This is a genomic window from Pseudomonas sp. H2_A10 (genome assembly GCF_054680085.1).
Window position 1 is genome coordinate 3,934,949 of sequence record NZ_CP162821.1, and the last position, 15,269, is coordinate 3,950,217.

Below are 15,269 nucleotides of genomic sequence, written 5' to 3' on the forward strand. Positions count from 1 at the left end.
TCGATCCTACAACACAAATAGAAATTTCACCCAGTCTGCGCCTGGCGCAAGGCGTCGCTCAATGCCGCCAGGGCAATGTCCAGATTAGGGTGCCCATGGAAGGTGTGGCTCACGCGCAGGTTCTGGTGATGCAAGCCGCTGACGCTGAACAGCTCACCGGGTGCAACCACCACTTGCTGTACCAGCAAACGCTGGAATACCTGGCGCATATCCACGGCACGCGTGGAGGCCAGCCAGAACGCCGCCCCAGCCGCCGGCATTCGAAAACTCACCTGCCCTCCCAACTGTTGCTCCAGGCGCAGGCTCATCCGCACCGCTTGTTCGCCGAGCTGTTGGCGCAGCGTGCGCAGGTGCTGATCGAAACGCCCGCTTTGATGTAAGCGGGCGATGGCACGTTGGCGAATCGACGACAAGCGAAATGAGCGCAACAGGAATTGACGCTGCAACTCAACGCCCAGGCGCCGCGCCAGCAAAAAACCATAGGGGGCTTCCGAGCCGAGCAGTTTTTCGAATGAAGAGAACACGATCACCCGGTCAGGGTTCACCAGATCGCGCAACGCCGTGTGGGACGTATCGAAACTCAGCCGGCCGAAGGTGTCGTTTTCCAGCAGCCAGCAATCGTGTTGGCTCAGCAGCCGCGCCACTTCCAGCCGCTCGTAGAGCGACATCGTCACCCCCGAAGGCAAGCTGACCGTGGAAGAGAACATCACCAGGTGCACCGCTTCGTCGCGCAGCAGCCGCTCCAGGGTCGGGCGGTCCAGGCTACCCTCGGGTGTCCAGGGCAACTCAAGGATGCGCACCCCTGCGTCCTGGAACAGGCGCAGGATGAGCCAGTCACAAGGTGACTCCACGATGACCGTGCTGCCCCGCAGGCCCAGCACTTCAATCAGGATGTCCAGCACGCCGCGCAGGTCGGCACCGATGTACACATTGTCGGCGTGCCAGCAGTGGGTGGGCGACGAGGTGTAACGTGCGGCCAATGCGGCCCGTAATTCCCAGACCCCGTACGGCTGGGACCAGGGCTGCAAGTTTTTCGGGTACTGGCGCACCAGTTCGCGTTCCAGGCGCAGCAGGGCTGTGTCCAGTGAGGCCAGCAACGCGGGCTCATCGCCACTGAGCACGGCCATGCCGGGGCGTCGGGCTGCCGCGTAGAGGCGGTCGAGCAAATCCCCACCCGCCCACGCCGAGGGGTTGGCAGACATGGGCCAGGCGTAATAACCGGACTTGGCCACCGAATACACACGGCCTTCTTTTTCCAGCAACGCATAGGCGTACTGGATCGTCGAGATCGACACGTTCAGGCGCCCGGCCAACTGCCGCAATGACGGCAGCTTTACGCGGGTATCAGTACTGACCTCGTTGATCAGGGTAATCATGTAGCGGTAGACCGCCTGATACGCGAAGTCCGCCTGACGCTCGCCGCGCAGGGTCATTGCCCGGACGAATGCACGGCCAGGACGGCGCCGTGGGTTGCAGGGGCACGCCGTGCGCCATGGACGTCGACAAGGGGACGTTTGCGATACAGGTGCTGCAACAACGGCAAGGGCACGCCGCTGGTGTCCGTGACCCACTGTTGCAGCATATCGGCGGACGGCTTGCCCTGAAGCACCTTGTGCAGTTCCGGCAGCGCCACCAGCATGCCCGGATGGCACTGGCGCAAATAGCTTTCCAGGCGCTCGCCATGATGAATGAACGGCGAAAACAACAGGCAGATCAGTTGGGTTTCATCCAGGCCGAAGAATGACTCGGCAAAAGTGCTTGAGAGCAAGCGCCCTTCAGCCGTGCCGGCCTGGGCGAGCAGTTCTTGGGGCATATGCAGGCCAAGCATGTACGGCGTTGCCTGCTGGATAAAATCTTCGACGCCCTCGGCGTAGTCCAGATCCCGCAGGCACTCAGCCTGCAGCCCGCGCAAATGGGCCATCAACAGCGGGTTGGAATAAGCCGGGTGCGTGAAGTGAAAACCCAGCGGGTCGGGGGTGTAGGCCATGAACTCAGTCAACAAGGACGATGAGCCCAGGTCGACGTCCTCCAGCAGGTCTGCCACACCGATGTAGGCGAGGTGGCGGTGGCTGGCCTTGCTGGGATCGTCATGGGCGACATAGTGGTCGCCGAATGCATCACGGTAATAACCGCTGCTCCACTCCTCCATTCGGGCGAACAATGCGTTGAGCGATAGCGCGCGGCCTTTGGCTATCGGCATACCGGCGCCCACGGCGGCTTTCTTGAGCCAGGCGAGAAACTGGCCTTGCTTGCGCGGGGAGTCACCGCTGACCAGCGCATGAACGCCGCCATTGCAGGTGGTGACACGCTGATAGAAGTCTCCAAGGGCCAGGTATGTGTCGTTGCACAGCATGGCGCGGCAGTCGCCGGAACTCAGGTGCCCGATCAACAACCTGGCGCGCCGGCTGATGTCTCGGGCCACTGGTGAGGCCGGGCGCAGGTGATTGAAGGGTTGTACCTCGTGGTTTTCCACCATTAACAACTCCACGCGCGGGTCGTCGTGGAGGAACAAACGGCCATAGCCCCGATTGAGGGTGTCCAATTGGCTTTCCGTGATGCCCGTATGACGCAGCGTTGCGACCCGCAGGTGAAAGGTACGGGGCGCACGCCCGGCAATGGTCAACTGGGCGGCGCGCAACAGCGCCAGGGTGTAGCTGCTGACTTCACCCCCGCCATGGGCCAACAGTATTTTGAAATCCCCCACCTGCTCCATGCCCCCTGCCGCCACAACGATGCGCTGTACCAATAACTGGAGTGCCGTTCGCCCGGAGCGACTGAAGTGCCCAATCAAACGCTGCAGAACTTGTTGGTAAACATGGTTCATCGCCTGCTCGTGAATAGTGCTCATAGTTCTACTACCTGAGTTGAAAGATCAGTTTCAAGCAACTGCTGGACAGTGCGTGCTCGACTTATTTTGCGTTTGGGAAAATCGCGCATTGCCTCGTGCGTCGATAAATAAACACTAGCAGCCTGTTGCCAAATCCCTGGGGCTTTGGCCAGCATCCAGTAGCCAGCACACGCACACAAGCTGCTGATATTTATGAAATAATTTAATACTCCCAATACCCTTAAGACCATTCCTACAGTTTCCTACAGTGTTTTAGCCAGCGTTTTAAAGAAGCTTCCGACAAAGCATTAAAAACAACTTTTCGATATAGGGGCTAGCGACTTTTTATAGAAACACCTATGCGCTGCGCACGCAGAAGCCCTGCCTAGAGTTCGAATAACTAGCGGTGACCGCGTCATTGAATCAATCATTGCTCAATCCTTGAGATGAAAGTGAAGGCGTAATTATCAGTGCTGGAATAATGATTAATAGATACAGAACTTGGCCAAAAACCAGTGCAGATGAACAGGCGTGGCTGCATAAAAAGCGCACACACAACAACGCCGCGCTGTGATTCAGCGCGGCGTCAGGGACCAAGAGCAGGATTCAGGGGGCTAATGCGCCGAACGGTACCTTATGGCGCCCGCAGGTTAAGCCCTGACAAATGGCGCATTTGCCCCATTCGTTGAGAGACTGGAGCATTCATTTGCGAATACTCCTACAGCTCAAACAGCTTCAACCTGCAATGCCACACGCTCGCGGCACGGGCATTCGTCCATATAGCGGTGCGCTTCGACGAATTGGCTGAACGGAAACACGGTAGTTTTCAGCGGCACAAGCACACGGTCAGCGGTCAACTGGTTGATATCACGCAACGCACGTTGCAGTGCAACCTGGTCCTGGATGATGCCCAGTTCCGGTTTTCCGGTGAAATTACCGATGCAGTGCACAAAGAACTGAATATTCTTCTGGAACGCCGCGCACGCCGGGAAGGGTGTCTGGTTACCGCCCTGCAGGCCATACAGCACCAGGCTGCCGCGCGGAGCCAGCACATCGCCGAGCAGCGACATCTGCGGGCCACCCAAGCCATCGAACACCACATCAACGCCGCGGTTGTCGGTGAACTTGTTGATTTGCATCAGCAGGTCCTGTTCTTCGGTGACGATGACCTTCTCCGCACCGAGAGACAGCAGGTATTCACGCTCGTCACTGTTTTTGGTCGCCGCGATCACCCGCACACCCAGGGCTTTGCCCAGTTGTACGAACGAAGGACCGGCGCAATGACTGGCGTCGGTGACCAGCGCAAATTGCGCCGGTTTGACCCGGGCCAAGTCCATATAAGCAAAGTAGGCAATCAACAGCGGTGTGTAATGCACACTCGCTTGAATCGGACTCAAGACGTCCGGGTAGCGGGTCAGGGCCGAACGGGGCAGGACGATCTGTTCGCCATACACCGGGTAATCGTTGGGGCTCTCGGCCGGAAAACTGGCCACTTTATCGCCCACGGCCAGATCATCCACGCCGTCACCCAGGGCTACCACGACCCCGGCCATTTCATGGCCCAAGCCAGAAGGAAGACGTGCATGGGAAGACGCCAGGTTCTGGCGCCACAAAATGTCATACCAGCTGATGCCAATCGCTTCGACACGCACCTGCACTTCGCCCGGCGCGGGCTGTGCGGCTGCATGCTCTTCGCACTTGAGCACCTCGGCCGGACCAAACTTGTGAAAACGAATCGTGCGGGACATCGCAAACCTCGCCAAAGTAACCTCTAATGCCATGAACTCTATCTGGGCTTTCCAGGTAAGGCCACCGGTCGCCGTTAATAGTCGACATGTCTGTCATTGATTCCGCATGTGAGGAATAGACCTCAGGCGTCGTGGGAAAACTCCATTGACCTGTAGGAAAACTCAATTAGCCGGTGCAGAGTACCAGCCTTTCCCCGTAAGATTCACGCCGGGCATTGTTCCTATATGACCGCTCTCGTCAAGTTCGCTGACTCTTCCAGGACACAAGATGAACCGTAACGACCTGCGTCGTGTCGACCTTAACCTCTTGATCGTATTCGAAACCTTGATGCACGAGCGCAGCGTGACCCGCGCCGCCGAGAAACTCTTCCTCGGTCAGCCGGCCATCAGCGCGGCGCTGTCACGCCTGCGCGGGTTGTTCGATGACCCGCTGTTTGTGCGCACCGGCCGCAGCATGGAACCGTCGGCCCGCGCCGTAGAGATCTTCGCCCTGCTCTCCCCGGCCCTGGACTCGATCTCCACCGCCGTCAGCCGCGCCGCCGAGTTCGACCCTGCTACCAGCACTGCGGTGTTTCGCATTGGCCTGTCCGATGACGTTGAATTCGCCCTGCTGCCTCAACTGCTCAAACGCCTGCGCGCGGAAGCCCCCGGCATTGTGCTGGTGGTGCGCCGCGTCAACTACATCCTGATGCCGGGCCTGCTGGCCTCCGGCGAAATCTCCATCGGCGTCAGCTACACCGCCGACCTGCCGGCCAACGCCAAGCGCAAAGTACTGCGCCGCAGCCTGCCCAAACTGCTGCGCGCCGACAGCGTGCCCGGCTCCTTGAGCCTGGACGACTTCTGCGCCCGCCCTCATGCCCTGGTGTCGTTTGCCGGTGACTTGAGCGGCTTTATCGACGAAGAGCTGGAAAAACTCGATCGCAAACGCCACGTGGTACTGGCCGTACCGCAGTTCAATGGGTTAGGCACGCTGCTCGCAGGCACGGACATCCTGGCCACCGTGCCGGACTACGCCGCTGAAGCACTGACCTCGGCAGGCGGCTTGCGCGCCGAAGACCCGCCATTGCCGGTGCGCAGCTTTGAACTGCACATGGCGTGGCGCGGCTCGCAGGACAATGATCCGGGGGAGCGGTGGTTGAGGTCGCGGATTCAGATGTTTTTTGGCGATCCTGAGAGTCTTTAGGCGTCGGCTGGCAGGCTGTTCGGCTGATCATTTCTGCCTTTCCACCAACCATGGAGCTCCATTCACTTCCAGTGGATTGCTACATTGGGGGCACATTTGAGGGCATGCATTGGATGCTTCGAAAAGGATGCCCCCAGCCTAAGGCCAAACAGGCTATTGATAAGGGCAGTTCCGATCGGAGTCTCTGCAAATCGATAGACCGGCCTGAGGCTTTCAACATATCTGTGGGAATCCTGAGAGTTTTTTGAAAAACAGGAAGCACCTGTGATCTGCCCTACCCTGATTATCACAAGACGTGGCGAGATCACCATAGGTGAGTAAAGTAGCCGCTCCGCTATTGGTCCTACGCGATTCCCCCGCACTCTGTGCCGACAACACAATCGACAGCACAATCAACACCGCTCCTGTCAACACCGCTCCTGTCAACATCCGATATGACGGCGCTCCATGGAGCCACCACCACGCGTGAGCCATGGCGTAGACCGGCTCCAGTGAGATGATTATCCCGGCGCTGCGCGCGTTCACGATGAGTTTCTTGCGGCTGAGGCCGCGCAGCAAAGCCCGGTCTTGCAAAAGGGCAAACACCTCCAGGATTAGCTGGGCAAACTCCGCGTGGCCGAAGGTGATCATATTGACACTGGCGTGAATCAGCGGCCCAGGTTGGGGTGATTGAGTCGCTCAGAAATGCGCAGGGCGTCGTCGTGCTTTTCGCTCCAGTGCAGCAAATGCGAGTAGATCAGGATGCCTATATTGCTCTGCTGTGCGATAGACAAGGCTTCGGCCAACAAACGCACCACAGGCTCATCGCCCACCTGGGTCCGAACGCGCGAAATCCCCCGCGGTTTTAATCACCAATTCGACGGTGGAGCGTGGAGGTGCCACTTTCAGCATCTGATAAATGCCCGCGTTCTGCTCCGCCTCTGCGCCAAGGCGCAGGTTGAGCACCACATAGATGCCCGCTACCTCAATGTCGTGACGCTCCTTGACGCTGTTCAATTGCTGGACAGCTGCCCAGTTGCGTCCATCGCAGATTGAAAGATAGGTGGCGTCATAACCCACCGCCTTAGTCATCTCGCACCTGTCCTCAAAACTGTAGGTGCCCATGGAGCTGTAGAAACAGGTGTCCTGTGCGTAAAACCTTGGCGTCATGGTGTTCTCCCGCAGGGCATCAGGAATTGGTTGCAAAGCACCGTCGAACGCCCACTTCGCCCCCACCAACACCGAAAGCAAATGTCTTGACACTAACTGTAGTGATCACTATAAAATGCACGCAATATGTAGCGATCGCTAATTAAGTGGCTTTCAGTGATGCGCTGGACGGGAAGCATTCCCACAAACTGAATGAATCGGGTAGGCAACGTGATAGACCTGGCCGTACACAGCGTCGCCCAGTGGACCGAGATTATTCGCTCGCTCGCAGTCGTCGGGATTGCGCTGTATGCCGCGATATTTGTGGTGGGCACTGTCGCCTTCGTACCCGCCTCGATGCTTACGGCGCTCGCCGGTTTTTTGTACGGCCCGATGGGGGGAACGCTGCTCATCTCGCCCGCTGGCTTGCTGTCTGCAGCGGTCGCATTTGCCTTGGGCAGATCGCTTCTGCGCCCTTGGGTCAAACGACGCCTGGCGAAAAGCCCCACATCAGCGGCGGTCGACCACGCAATCGAGTCAGGAGGTTTTCGAATTGTTTTTCTCTTACGCCTAGCGTCCATCGTGCCGTTCGCTCCGCTGAGCTATGGACTCGGAGCCAGCCGAATCGCCCGTCGAGATTTCCTCCTGGCGACTTGGATCGGCCTGTTTCCTGGAACATTTCTGTATGCGTACTTGGGCTCTCTGGCGGCTGATGTCGCACAGATAATCAGTGGCGAGGTAACGACCAATCGATCGACTCAAATGATGACTTGGACGGGTCTGGTCGTTGCATTGATAGCCTTACTGACCGTCGCCAGATATGCACGCAAAGCGATCAACCAAGCCCTTCTTCAACCCTCTTCAAACTAGGAGTTACACCATGAGCAACCCAACTTACGTCGAAGACTACAACGCCATCGTCACGGTGCTGAACCACTACAACGAAGGTGGCAAGCAAGCCAAAAGCAGCCTCATGAAACCTGCCTTCAGCGAGCAGGCCACCATCTTTGGTGTAGATGGCGAAGGCAAGCTGACCGGAGGCCCGATCCAGGGTCTGTTCGACATCATCGACAGCGCCTTCCGTCCCTCACCGGAAGCCAAAGGCGCCATCGTCAACGTCGATATCGTAGGCACCGCTGCCAGCGCACGTATCGATACCAACGACATCTCCGGCTTCTGCTTCACCGATTTCTTCAACTTGCTGAAGGTTGACGGAAAGTGGACTGTCATCAGCAAGATCTACCACACCCACGTTGCTCCTTAACCCAGCCGTTTGAACCGCGCCCTGTTGGCGCCAAAACCATGCAAAGGGGTTTGACCATGAGCAAAAACATCAAAGCTGTACCCACCCAGGACTACAACGCCGTTGTCGCCGTGGCCCAGCAATACGCAGACGGCCTGCGTGCCGGCAGCCCGGAGGTGCTGGAGCAGGCCTTCCACAAGGAAGCGGTGATGTACGGCTTCACCAACGGCAAACTGTTGGGCGGCCCGATCAGCAACCTGTTCGACTTCGTCCGCACTAATGGCACGGCCCCGGATATCAGCACTCGCCTGGACGTGCTGGCGATCACCCCAACCACCGCCGTGGTACGGGTGGACATGGAAAAGGACGCGATCGGTGCCGACTACAACGATTACCTGACACTGATCAAAATCGACGGCACCTGGAAGGTGATCGCTAAGGTTTATCACCAGTTTGAAGGCTGACCCGAGCAGCCTGAACGTAATGCTGTTTCTTAAGGTGATGAATCATGGCAAAAGTTGAATACAGTGCCGTCGTAGATGGCGGCGCCGAGCGCGTTTGGGATGTACTCAAGCGCTTCGGGAAAATCAGCCAGTGGCACCCGGCGATCCCGCAGAGCGTCATCGAAGACGGTCAGCCGGACGGTCTGGTCGGTTGCATCCGTAGGCTGACGTTGCAGGACGGCGCCATTCTGCGCGAGCAGTTATTGTCGGTAGACGCGGTGAATCTGCAGTTCTCCTACCGCTTCGTTGAAGCGCCACTGCCCGTCGACAACTACGTGTTGACCGTGCGACTGATCCCGCTGACCGGCGAGCAGAAAACCGTGATTCTGTGGTCTTCGACCTTCGACACGCGCGAGCCTGATCCCCAGGGGCAATGGACCTCGACCATCGAGTCGCTCATTGTCGGCGGGCATGAAAGCCTCCAGGTTTACCTGAACCAAACCGCCACCGCGTGAATGTGCCCTACCCCGCTCCAGCAATGGATGCGGGGTTTAATTTTTCTGGAGTTACGATGCACGACCACATTGCCGAAGTGCCGCTTGAAAAGGCCTACCGGCTGATCAATCACGGCCCCACCGTGCTGGTATCTGCTCAACACGAGGAGACTCGAAATGTGATGGCCGCGGCATGGGCCTGTGCATTGGATTTCTCACCACCCAAAGTCACTGTGGTGCTGGACAAGATCGCCAAAACCCGCGAACTGGTAGAGCGTAGCGGCCTCTTTGTGATTCAGGTTCCCACCGTGGCACAGCTGCAATTGACCCGCGATGTCGGCAGCGTCAGCCTGCAGGAAGATCCACAGAAGCTGGCTCATAGCGGCGTGGAGCTATTCAGTACCAGCGGCCATGACGTGCCATTCGTGGCCGGCTGCTCGGCCTGGCTTGCGTGCAAACTATTGCCCGAACCGCACAACCAGTTGACCTACGACCTGTTTATCGGTGAAGTCGTCGCTGCCTGGGCCGACACACGGGTATTCAGCGACGGTCATTGGCTCTTTGAGCGTGCGCACCCGGATTTTCGTAGCCTGCACTACATCGCAGGCGGCCACTTTTATGCGATCGGAGAAGCGCTAACTCCATCAGTGATCTAATGCAGTCTCAACCGAGGCTCGGTGCCTGGCCCCAGATGGTTACCCGACATCAGTAATGCATAGGGTACCAGGCCATAGCGCGCGACTTGCGGTATGCGGTACAGCGATGCATAGAACGCCCGCGCAAACCATCCTTCCAGCGTCACGCAGGCTCTTCGCCAGCGCCACCGTCGACAATCAAAATACGAATTTCATTGAAGGGTCTCAGTGCTTTTACTCGGGAGCACAGGACGGATCCTGTAGCGCCCAGGCACACGGCGTTGCGCCGGTGCCTGGGCTGGGTGATTTCAACGCTTATGACTTACCAATCCTGGCGGGTCGGCGAAATTATCAGGTCGTTGACGGTGACGTTTTCAGGCTGATTCAGTGCATACAGCACTGCGCGACCAATGTCGTCCGGCGAGATAGCGATTTTATTCAGCTCTTGAGCCGCTTTACGGCCTGCCGGGTCGGTGACTTTATCGGCCCAACCGGTGTTGATCACACCCGGGCTGACCGTGTTGACACGGATGCCGTGCTGCACGCCCAGCTCTTTGCGCATCGACTCAGTCATGGCCTGCACGAAGAACTTAGTGGCGCTGTAGATACCTGCAGCAGGTCCGACCTGGTGACCGGCGACCGAATCCATATTCAGGATCTGGCCCGACTTCTGTTTCAGCATGAACGGCAACACCGCCGCGATACCATGCAGGTAGCCTTTGATGTTCACGTTGATCATCTTTTCCCAATCATCGGTGGCCAGGTCGACCCAGTTGGAAAACAGCATCAAGCCTGCGTTGTTGATCAGGATATCCACCGAACCGAAAGAGTCCTGGGCGAATTGCGCGAGCGCTTTCATATCCTCAGGGTTGGTAACGTCGCTGACGCGACCTACCGCTTCACCGCCCTTGCCTTTCAGTTCGCTGACGATGGCGTCCAGGCCTTGCTGGTCCAGGGCTGCTGCGACAATTCGAACGCCTTTCTCGGACAAGGCACGTGCCGATGCAGCACCCAGGTCGGACGATGCGCCAGTGATGATCGCGGTTTTATTCTGCAGATAGTTCATGGGCGTTCCTCTCGTTGGTGACTGCCCGTCTGTGCGGGCAGTTTTTGGGGTTATCGCGGATATAAGCGGATCAGTAGTTGCCGACAGGCCAGTCGGTGTAGCCTTTGGCGCCGCCGCCGTAATACGACTCGCGCGGTGCGATGGTCAGTTCGGCCCCACGACGCAAGCGCTCGACCAGGTCCGGGTTCGAGATAAACAGGCGGCCAAACGCTACCGCGTCGATCTTGCCTTGGGCGCGGCGCTCAATAGCCATGTCCAGGTCGTAGTTGTTGTTGCCGATGAAGGGCCCGTTGAACTGCGCGCTCAATGCGTCCATGTCCACGCCTTCCGGTACTTCACGCGAGGTGGCGGTAGCGCCTTCAACGAAGTGCAGGTAAGCCAGATCGAATGCATTGAGTTGCTGGATCAGGTAGCCATACATCGCCATGACATTGCTGTCGGGCGGCGTGTTGCCGGCATCAGGCGTCACCGGCGACAAACGAATGCCAACACGGTCGTTGCCCCAGATTTTGACGATTGCTTCGGTCACTTCCAGGGTCAGACGCGCACGGTTCTCGATGGAGCCGCCGTACTGGTCGGTGCGATGGTTGGTCGAGTCCCGCAGGAACTGGTCCAGCAGGTAGCTGTTAGCTGAGTGAACCTCTACACCATCAAAACCGGCACGCTTGGCATTCTCGGCAGCACGCTTGTACTGCTCGATGATCCCCGGGATCTCATCGGTTTCAAGCGCCCGTGGCATCGACACCGGAACGAAGCCGTTGGTGGTATAGGTGTCGCCTTCAGCCTTGATCGCGGAAGGTGCGACTGGTGAGGCACCGTCAGGTTGCAACTCGACACTGGAGAACCGCCCCACATGCCACAGCTGGCTGACGATCTTCCCGCCGGCGGCATGCACGGCGTCCGTGACTTTCTTCCAGCCCGCAACCTGCTCCTCGCTCCAGATGCCGGGGGTGGCCGCGTAACCGCGGCCTTGCGCGGAAATATTGGTGGCCTCGGCGACGATCAAGCCCGCGGTGGCGCGTTGAGCGTAATACTCAGCGTGCAGCTCGTTGGGGATGCCATCTTCGGCATAGCGGCTACGGGTTACAGGCGCCATCAAAATACGGTTGGCGAGTTTCATCGCGCCCAGGTTGATGGGGGTGAATAAGTCGGTACGAGTGGCGTTGTCTGTCATGAAAGACCTCAATTAAATAGACCGGTCGTCTAGTAAGTTGGTAAAAAATAACTACGACAAAAGTCGCTTTGCCAGAGTCAGGGATGTTTCAAAGGCGTCGTCGCGCTTGCCGATCTTCATCATCAACGAAGCGCCGAGCCAAACCTGATAGAGCGATTGCGCAAGCGTCGCGCTTGGCGCTGTGGACGTGATCGAGCCATCGACAAGCCCCTGCTCAATACAGCGCTCAAGCTTTGCGTGGATAGCCTGCGTGCCTCGGTCGAGCACCAGGCGCATGCCCTCCGAGAGGTCACAGACCTCGGCGCCCAACTTGACCACCAGGCACTTGTCGGTAGGCAAATCAGAGCACTGGGTTTGCGCCCAATACTGGAAGTAACTCAGCAGCCTTTGCGCGGCGGGTGCAGAACCCATCAACAGCGTGTCGACTGTTGCGAGGTAGTCGGAAAAATACTGCTCAAGCAATGCCTGACCAAATTCTTCCTTGGATTTGAAGTAGTGGTAGAACGAACCTTTAGGCACGCTCGCAGCCGCTACCACCTCAGCTAACCCTACGCTGGTGTAGCCTTTGTGAGTCATCAACGTCCTGGCGACATCCAGGATGTGTTGGCGTGTTTCAGAATGATGCTTTTTCATAATGCAGCCATCCTAATTAAAACTAGACCGGTCGTCTAGTAAATTTTAGAATAGCCTCATGTTCTACGACCAACGGCGAACGAAGACAAATGACAGGGTCAAGCTCATGAACACCCTTCCCCCCACGTCAACGTTCAACACCGAGTGCCTTGCGCAATTCAACCTCAATTGCCTGGTGATCTTCGCTGCGCTGTATCAGGAAAAAAGTGTCACCAGGGCGTCCGAGCGGTTGAACATTGGGCAACCTGCGGTCAGCAACAGCCTGTCCAAACTCAGGCTGGTTTTTCAGGACCCACTGTTTTTTCGCCGAAACGCAGAGATGGTGCCCACCGCAGTCGCCGATGATATTGCGAAGCATGTGATACCGCTATTGAGCGGTATTGGCCACGTGCTTGAGCGATACAACGTACCGGCCCTTGGGCACCCGTCACGGCCGAACTGAAAGCTCAGAATTACGCTACGCAACCGAAAATTTCATTTTGTGTATCATTGGGCAGAACTTTCTTCCAGGCATGCTCGTCTGGCGATACGCCCCCAAGGTGCTGCACTCAATGACCAACTCCACCCCAATCTCTGTTCCACGCGCAAAAGGACGCCCGCGCGCGTTTGATCGAGACCAGGCTCTGCTGCAGGCGCTGGCAGTGTTTTGGAGGCGTGGCTACGAGCCGGCCTCTGTGGCGGAATTGTGTTCAGCCATGGGCGTCAGCCCTCCCAGCCTGTATGCGGCGTTCGGCAACAAAGCCAAGTTGTTTCTCGAAGCGGTTGCCTACTACGAAGCGACGTTCTGGGATGCCACGTGGGAGCGCATGGACACCGAGCCCGACATCGTGCTTGCCATCAGCGAGTTCTTCCACACCTCCGCGTCGATCTTGACCGAACCCGAGGCGCCCTGCGGCTGTATGGTCGTCCTCGCGGCAGTCAATGTCTCCGACGATGCCGGTGAAGTCACCGCGACCCTAAAGGCCTTGCGCCAGGAAGGCCGTGACTACTTACAGCAGCGCTTGGATCGCGCAGTGGAACAAGGTCAGCTCAAACCGGAAACCAACACTCGCCTGCTCGCCGCTGCCTTGAATACATTGCTCGAAGGCATGTCCCTGCAGGCACATGACGCTGCCAGCAGGGAAGATCTGCAAGGCATCGGCGCAACAGCCGTAGCGATGCTGAGCCCTTCCCTGTCAGCTTGACTGGAACCAACTCCGCCAAACCACGCGCTGCATTCAAGCAAGCTGTTCACACGCAGCCTTGATGCGCGCGCATGCCTGCTCCAGCAGCACCGTGGAGGTCGCAAAGGAGATGCGGAAATAACCCTCCAACCCAAACGCACTCCCCGGTACCACCGCCACCTGTGCGGCTTCGAGCAGGTACTGGCAGACATCCACGTCATTAGTCAGCACCGCTCCTGCAGGCGTTTTGCGCCCGTACAGCCCCGAGCATGAAGGGAAGAGATAAAAAGCGCCCTCCGGACGGCGACATACCAGGCCGGGAGTGGTGTTAAAAGCGTCCAGGCAAAGATCCCTGCGCTGACGAAACACTTCATTGCGCTCAGCCAGAAAATCGATAGGCCCGTCCAGCGCTGCCACGGCAGCCGCCTGGGATATTGCGCAGGGGTTGCTCGTGGTCTGCGATTGAATGGTGGCCATGGCGGCGATCAACGGTTTAGGACCGCCCGCATAACCAATGCGCCAGCCCGTCATTGAATACGCCTTTGAAACGCCATTCACGGTCAGCACGCGACCATGTAACGCCGGCACCTGCGAAGCCAGCGTGGAAAACACCCAACCGTCGTAACTCAGGTGCTCGTACATATCATCCGTCAGCACGTAGACCTGCGGATGCTCCAACAATACGGCGCCCAACCGATCAAGCTCTGCCGCGCTATAACCCGCACCCGTCGGGTTGCTTGGCGAATTCAAAATCAGCCACTTGGTACGCGGCGTGATGGCTTGCTGGAGTTGCTCGGCGGTGATCTTGAAATGCTGATGGGCCGCGCAGCGGATTTCCACGGGCGTGCCCCCCGCCAGGCGCACCATGTCCGGATAGGACACCCAGTAAGGCGCAGGAATGATGACTTCATCCCCGAGGTTAAGGGTGGCCTGCAGCGCATTGATCAGCACTTGCTTACCGCCGGTGCCGACGCTGATTTCGTCTGTCGCGTAGGTGATGCCGTTTTCACGCTGAAATTTTCGAACGATCGCCGCTTTGAGTTCTGGAGTGCCGTCTACATCGGTGTAGCGGGTCTGGCCTGCATCAATCGCCGCCTTGGCAGCCGCATTGATGTGATCGGGGGTTGGAAAGTCCGGCTCGCCGGTTGACAGGCTGATGATATCGGCCCCATTGCGGCGTAACTCTGCCGCCTTGCGCGTGATTACCAGCGTTGGCGAGGGTTTAACCGCTTTCAGCAAATTTCCGAGCAATTGCATGGGGCCACTCTTTGAGCTTTTGTTGATAGTGCATCAATGCTAGCGGCCTCCAGCAGACAATTAAAACAATATATATGGATGCAAAAAATCAATTTTATTTGTTTATTCCGGGCTGATTTTTTTGGCCTCTTGCGCCGATTGAAGACAAGGCACGTGCCCGGGGCCAAATCTCCCAGGCGCTTGACAGTTTCTGTAGTGACCAATATAGAATAACCCTCAGCGTGCATTCGCCGAGCGCGTTTGCAGGTTCGCTTGAGGGGGACATTTTTGAAACA

Annotated in this window: 18 protein-coding genes and 1 pseudogene; 8 read left to right on the top strand and 11 right to left on the bottom strand. The window is 57.9% G+C overall.

What is annotated here, in order from left to right; genetic code table 11:
* Positions 1-26: 26 nt before the first annotated feature.
* From AB4O23_RS18490 to AB4O23_RS18500, 3 genes are all read right to left on the bottom strand, one after another.
* Positions 27-1,433, bottom strand: coding sequence for an aminotransferase-like domain-containing protein (locus tag AB4O23_RS18490; RefSeq protein ID WP_017530623.1), 1,407 nt, complete (start codon positions 1,431-1,433; stop codon positions 27-29).
* Positions 1,430-2,848, bottom strand: a complete 1,419-nt coding sequence (locus AB4O23_RS18495) for a hypothetical protein (RefSeq protein ID WP_065879109.1) — start codon at positions 2,846-2,848, stop codon at positions 1,430-1,432. The genes AB4O23_RS18490 and AB4O23_RS18495 overlap by 4 nt, the downstream gene beginning before the upstream one ends.
* Positions 2,849-3,552: 704 nt before the next feature.
* A complete protein-coding gene (locus AB4O23_RS18500; RefSeq protein WP_460069374.1) occupies positions 3,553-4,575 on the bottom strand; it encodes a zinc-dependent alcohol dehydrogenase family protein in 1,023 nt (340 codons plus the stop codon).
* Between the two features lie 268 nt (positions 4,576-4,843).
* Here AB4O23_RS18500 and AB4O23_RS18505 point away from each other — a divergent pair, with 268 nt between their 5' ends.
* Positions 4,844-5,758, top strand: a complete 915-nt coding sequence (locus tag AB4O23_RS18505; RefSeq protein WP_010210548.1) for a LysR family transcriptional regulator — start codon at positions 4,844-4,846, stop codon at positions 5,756-5,758.
* 213 nt (positions 5,759-5,971) lie between these two features.
* On the opposite strand, the gene AB4O23_RS18510 is transcribed toward AB4O23_RS18505, so the two are convergent.
* Genes AB4O23_RS18510 through AB4O23_RS18520 form a run of 3 tightly spaced genes read right to left on the bottom strand, consistent with a single transcriptional unit; the run spans position 5,972 to position 6,907 of the window.
* On the bottom strand, positions 5,972-6,388 hold the full coding sequence (locus AB4O23_RS18510) for a hypothetical protein (RefSeq protein WP_460150223.1): 417 nt from the start codon (positions 6,386-6,388) through the stop codon (positions 5,972-5,974).
* Between the two features lie 17 nt (positions 6,389-6,405).
* Positions 6,406-6,552: a hypothetical protein gene (locus tag AB4O23_RS18515; protein WP_189654366.1), complete on the bottom strand. Its 147-nt coding sequence runs from the start codon at positions 6,550-6,552 to the stop codon at positions 6,406-6,408.
* Positions 6,553-6,559: 7 nt separating this feature from the next.
* Positions 6,560-6,907 carry a hypothetical protein gene (locus tag AB4O23_RS18520; protein ID WP_189654367.1) on the bottom strand — a complete coding sequence of 116 codons (348 nt, stop codon included), beginning with the start codon at positions 6,905-6,907 and terminating at the stop codon, positions 6,560-6,562.
* A gap of 210 nt (positions 6,908-7,117) precedes the next feature.
* Between AB4O23_RS18520 and AB4O23_RS18525 the strand changes: the two genes are divergently transcribed.
* Genes AB4O23_RS18525 through AB4O23_RS18545 form a run of 5 tightly spaced genes read left to right on the top strand, consistent with a single transcriptional unit; the run spans position 7,118 to position 9,722 of the window.
* Positions 7,118-7,756: a TVP38/TMEM64 family protein gene (locus AB4O23_RS18525; RefSeq protein WP_460060238.1), complete on the top strand. Its 639-nt coding sequence runs from the start codon at positions 7,118-7,120 to the stop codon at positions 7,754-7,756.
* A gap of 10 nt (positions 7,757-7,766) precedes the next feature.
* Complete coding sequence (locus tag AB4O23_RS18530; protein ID WP_010656555.1) at positions 7,767-8,150, top strand: nuclear transport factor 2 family protein; 384 nt, start codon at positions 7,767-7,769, stop codon at positions 8,148-8,150.
* 56 nt (positions 8,151-8,206) lie between these two features.
* Complete coding sequence (locus tag AB4O23_RS18535; protein ID WP_032885487.1) at positions 8,207-8,593, top strand: nuclear transport factor 2 family protein; 387 nt, start codon at positions 8,207-8,209, stop codon at positions 8,591-8,593.
* 44 nt (positions 8,594-8,637) lie between these two features.
* Positions 8,638-9,087, top strand: coding sequence for an SRPBCC family protein (locus AB4O23_RS18540; protein ID WP_135196271.1), 450 nt, complete (start codon positions 8,638-8,640; stop codon positions 9,085-9,087).
* 56 nt (positions 9,088-9,143) lie between these two features.
* Positions 9,144-9,722 (top strand): flavin reductase family protein, encoded by a 579-nt coding sequence (locus AB4O23_RS18545; RefSeq protein WP_135196272.1) that lies wholly within the window; start codon positions 9,144-9,146, stop codon positions 9,720-9,722.
* Here AB4O23_RS18545 and AB4O23_RS18550 read toward each other — a convergent pair.
* From AB4O23_RS18550 to AB4O23_RS18565, 4 genes and pseudogenes are all read right to left on the bottom strand, one after another.
* Positions 9,719-9,868: pseudogene (locus AB4O23_RS18550) on the bottom strand (FAD-dependent oxidoreductase); the annotation flags it as partial. The gene AB4O23_RS18545 and the pseudogene AB4O23_RS18550 sit on opposite strands and share 4 nt — an antisense overlap.
* 155 nt (positions 9,869-10,023) lie before the next feature.
* A complete protein-coding gene (locus AB4O23_RS18555; protein ID WP_460084643.1) occupies positions 10,024-10,767 on the bottom strand; it encodes an SDR family oxidoreductase in 744 nt (247 codons plus the stop codon).
* 70 nt (positions 10,768-10,837) lie between these two features.
* A complete protein-coding gene (locus AB4O23_RS18560) occupies positions 10,838-11,941 on the bottom strand; it encodes an alkene reductase (RefSeq protein ID WP_135196274.1) in 1,104 nt (367 codons plus the stop codon).
* A gap of 51 nt (positions 11,942-11,992) precedes the next feature.
* The gene (locus tag AB4O23_RS18565) at positions 11,993-12,574 is read right to left on the bottom strand and encodes a TetR/AcrR family transcriptional regulator (protein WP_010656561.1); all 582 of its coding nucleotides are present in this window, start codon (positions 12,572-12,574) and stop codon (positions 11,993-11,995) included.
* Positions 12,575-12,632: 58 nt separating this feature from the next.
* Between AB4O23_RS18565 and AB4O23_RS18570 the strand changes: the two genes are divergently transcribed.
* Together AB4O23_RS18570 and AB4O23_RS18575 are read left to right on the top strand one after the other, a co-directional pair.
* Positions 12,633-13,016: a helix-turn-helix domain-containing protein gene (locus tag AB4O23_RS18570; RefSeq protein WP_223271414.1), complete on the top strand. Its 384-nt coding sequence runs from the start codon at positions 12,633-12,635 to the stop codon at positions 13,014-13,016.
* 109 nt (positions 13,017-13,125) lie between these two features.
* Positions 13,126-13,758, top strand: coding sequence for a TetR/AcrR family transcriptional regulator (locus AB4O23_RS18575; protein WP_010656563.1), 633 nt, complete (start codon positions 13,126-13,128; stop codon positions 13,756-13,758).
* A gap of 33 nt (positions 13,759-13,791) precedes the next feature.
* Here AB4O23_RS18575 and AB4O23_RS18580 read toward each other — a convergent pair whose 3' ends face one another.
* The gene (locus AB4O23_RS18580) at positions 13,792-14,994 is read right to left on the bottom strand and encodes a pyridoxal phosphate-dependent aminotransferase (protein ID WP_267863837.1); all 1,203 of its coding nucleotides are present in this window, start codon (positions 14,992-14,994) and stop codon (positions 13,792-13,794) included.
* Positions 14,995-15,269 lie beyond the last annotated feature (275 nt).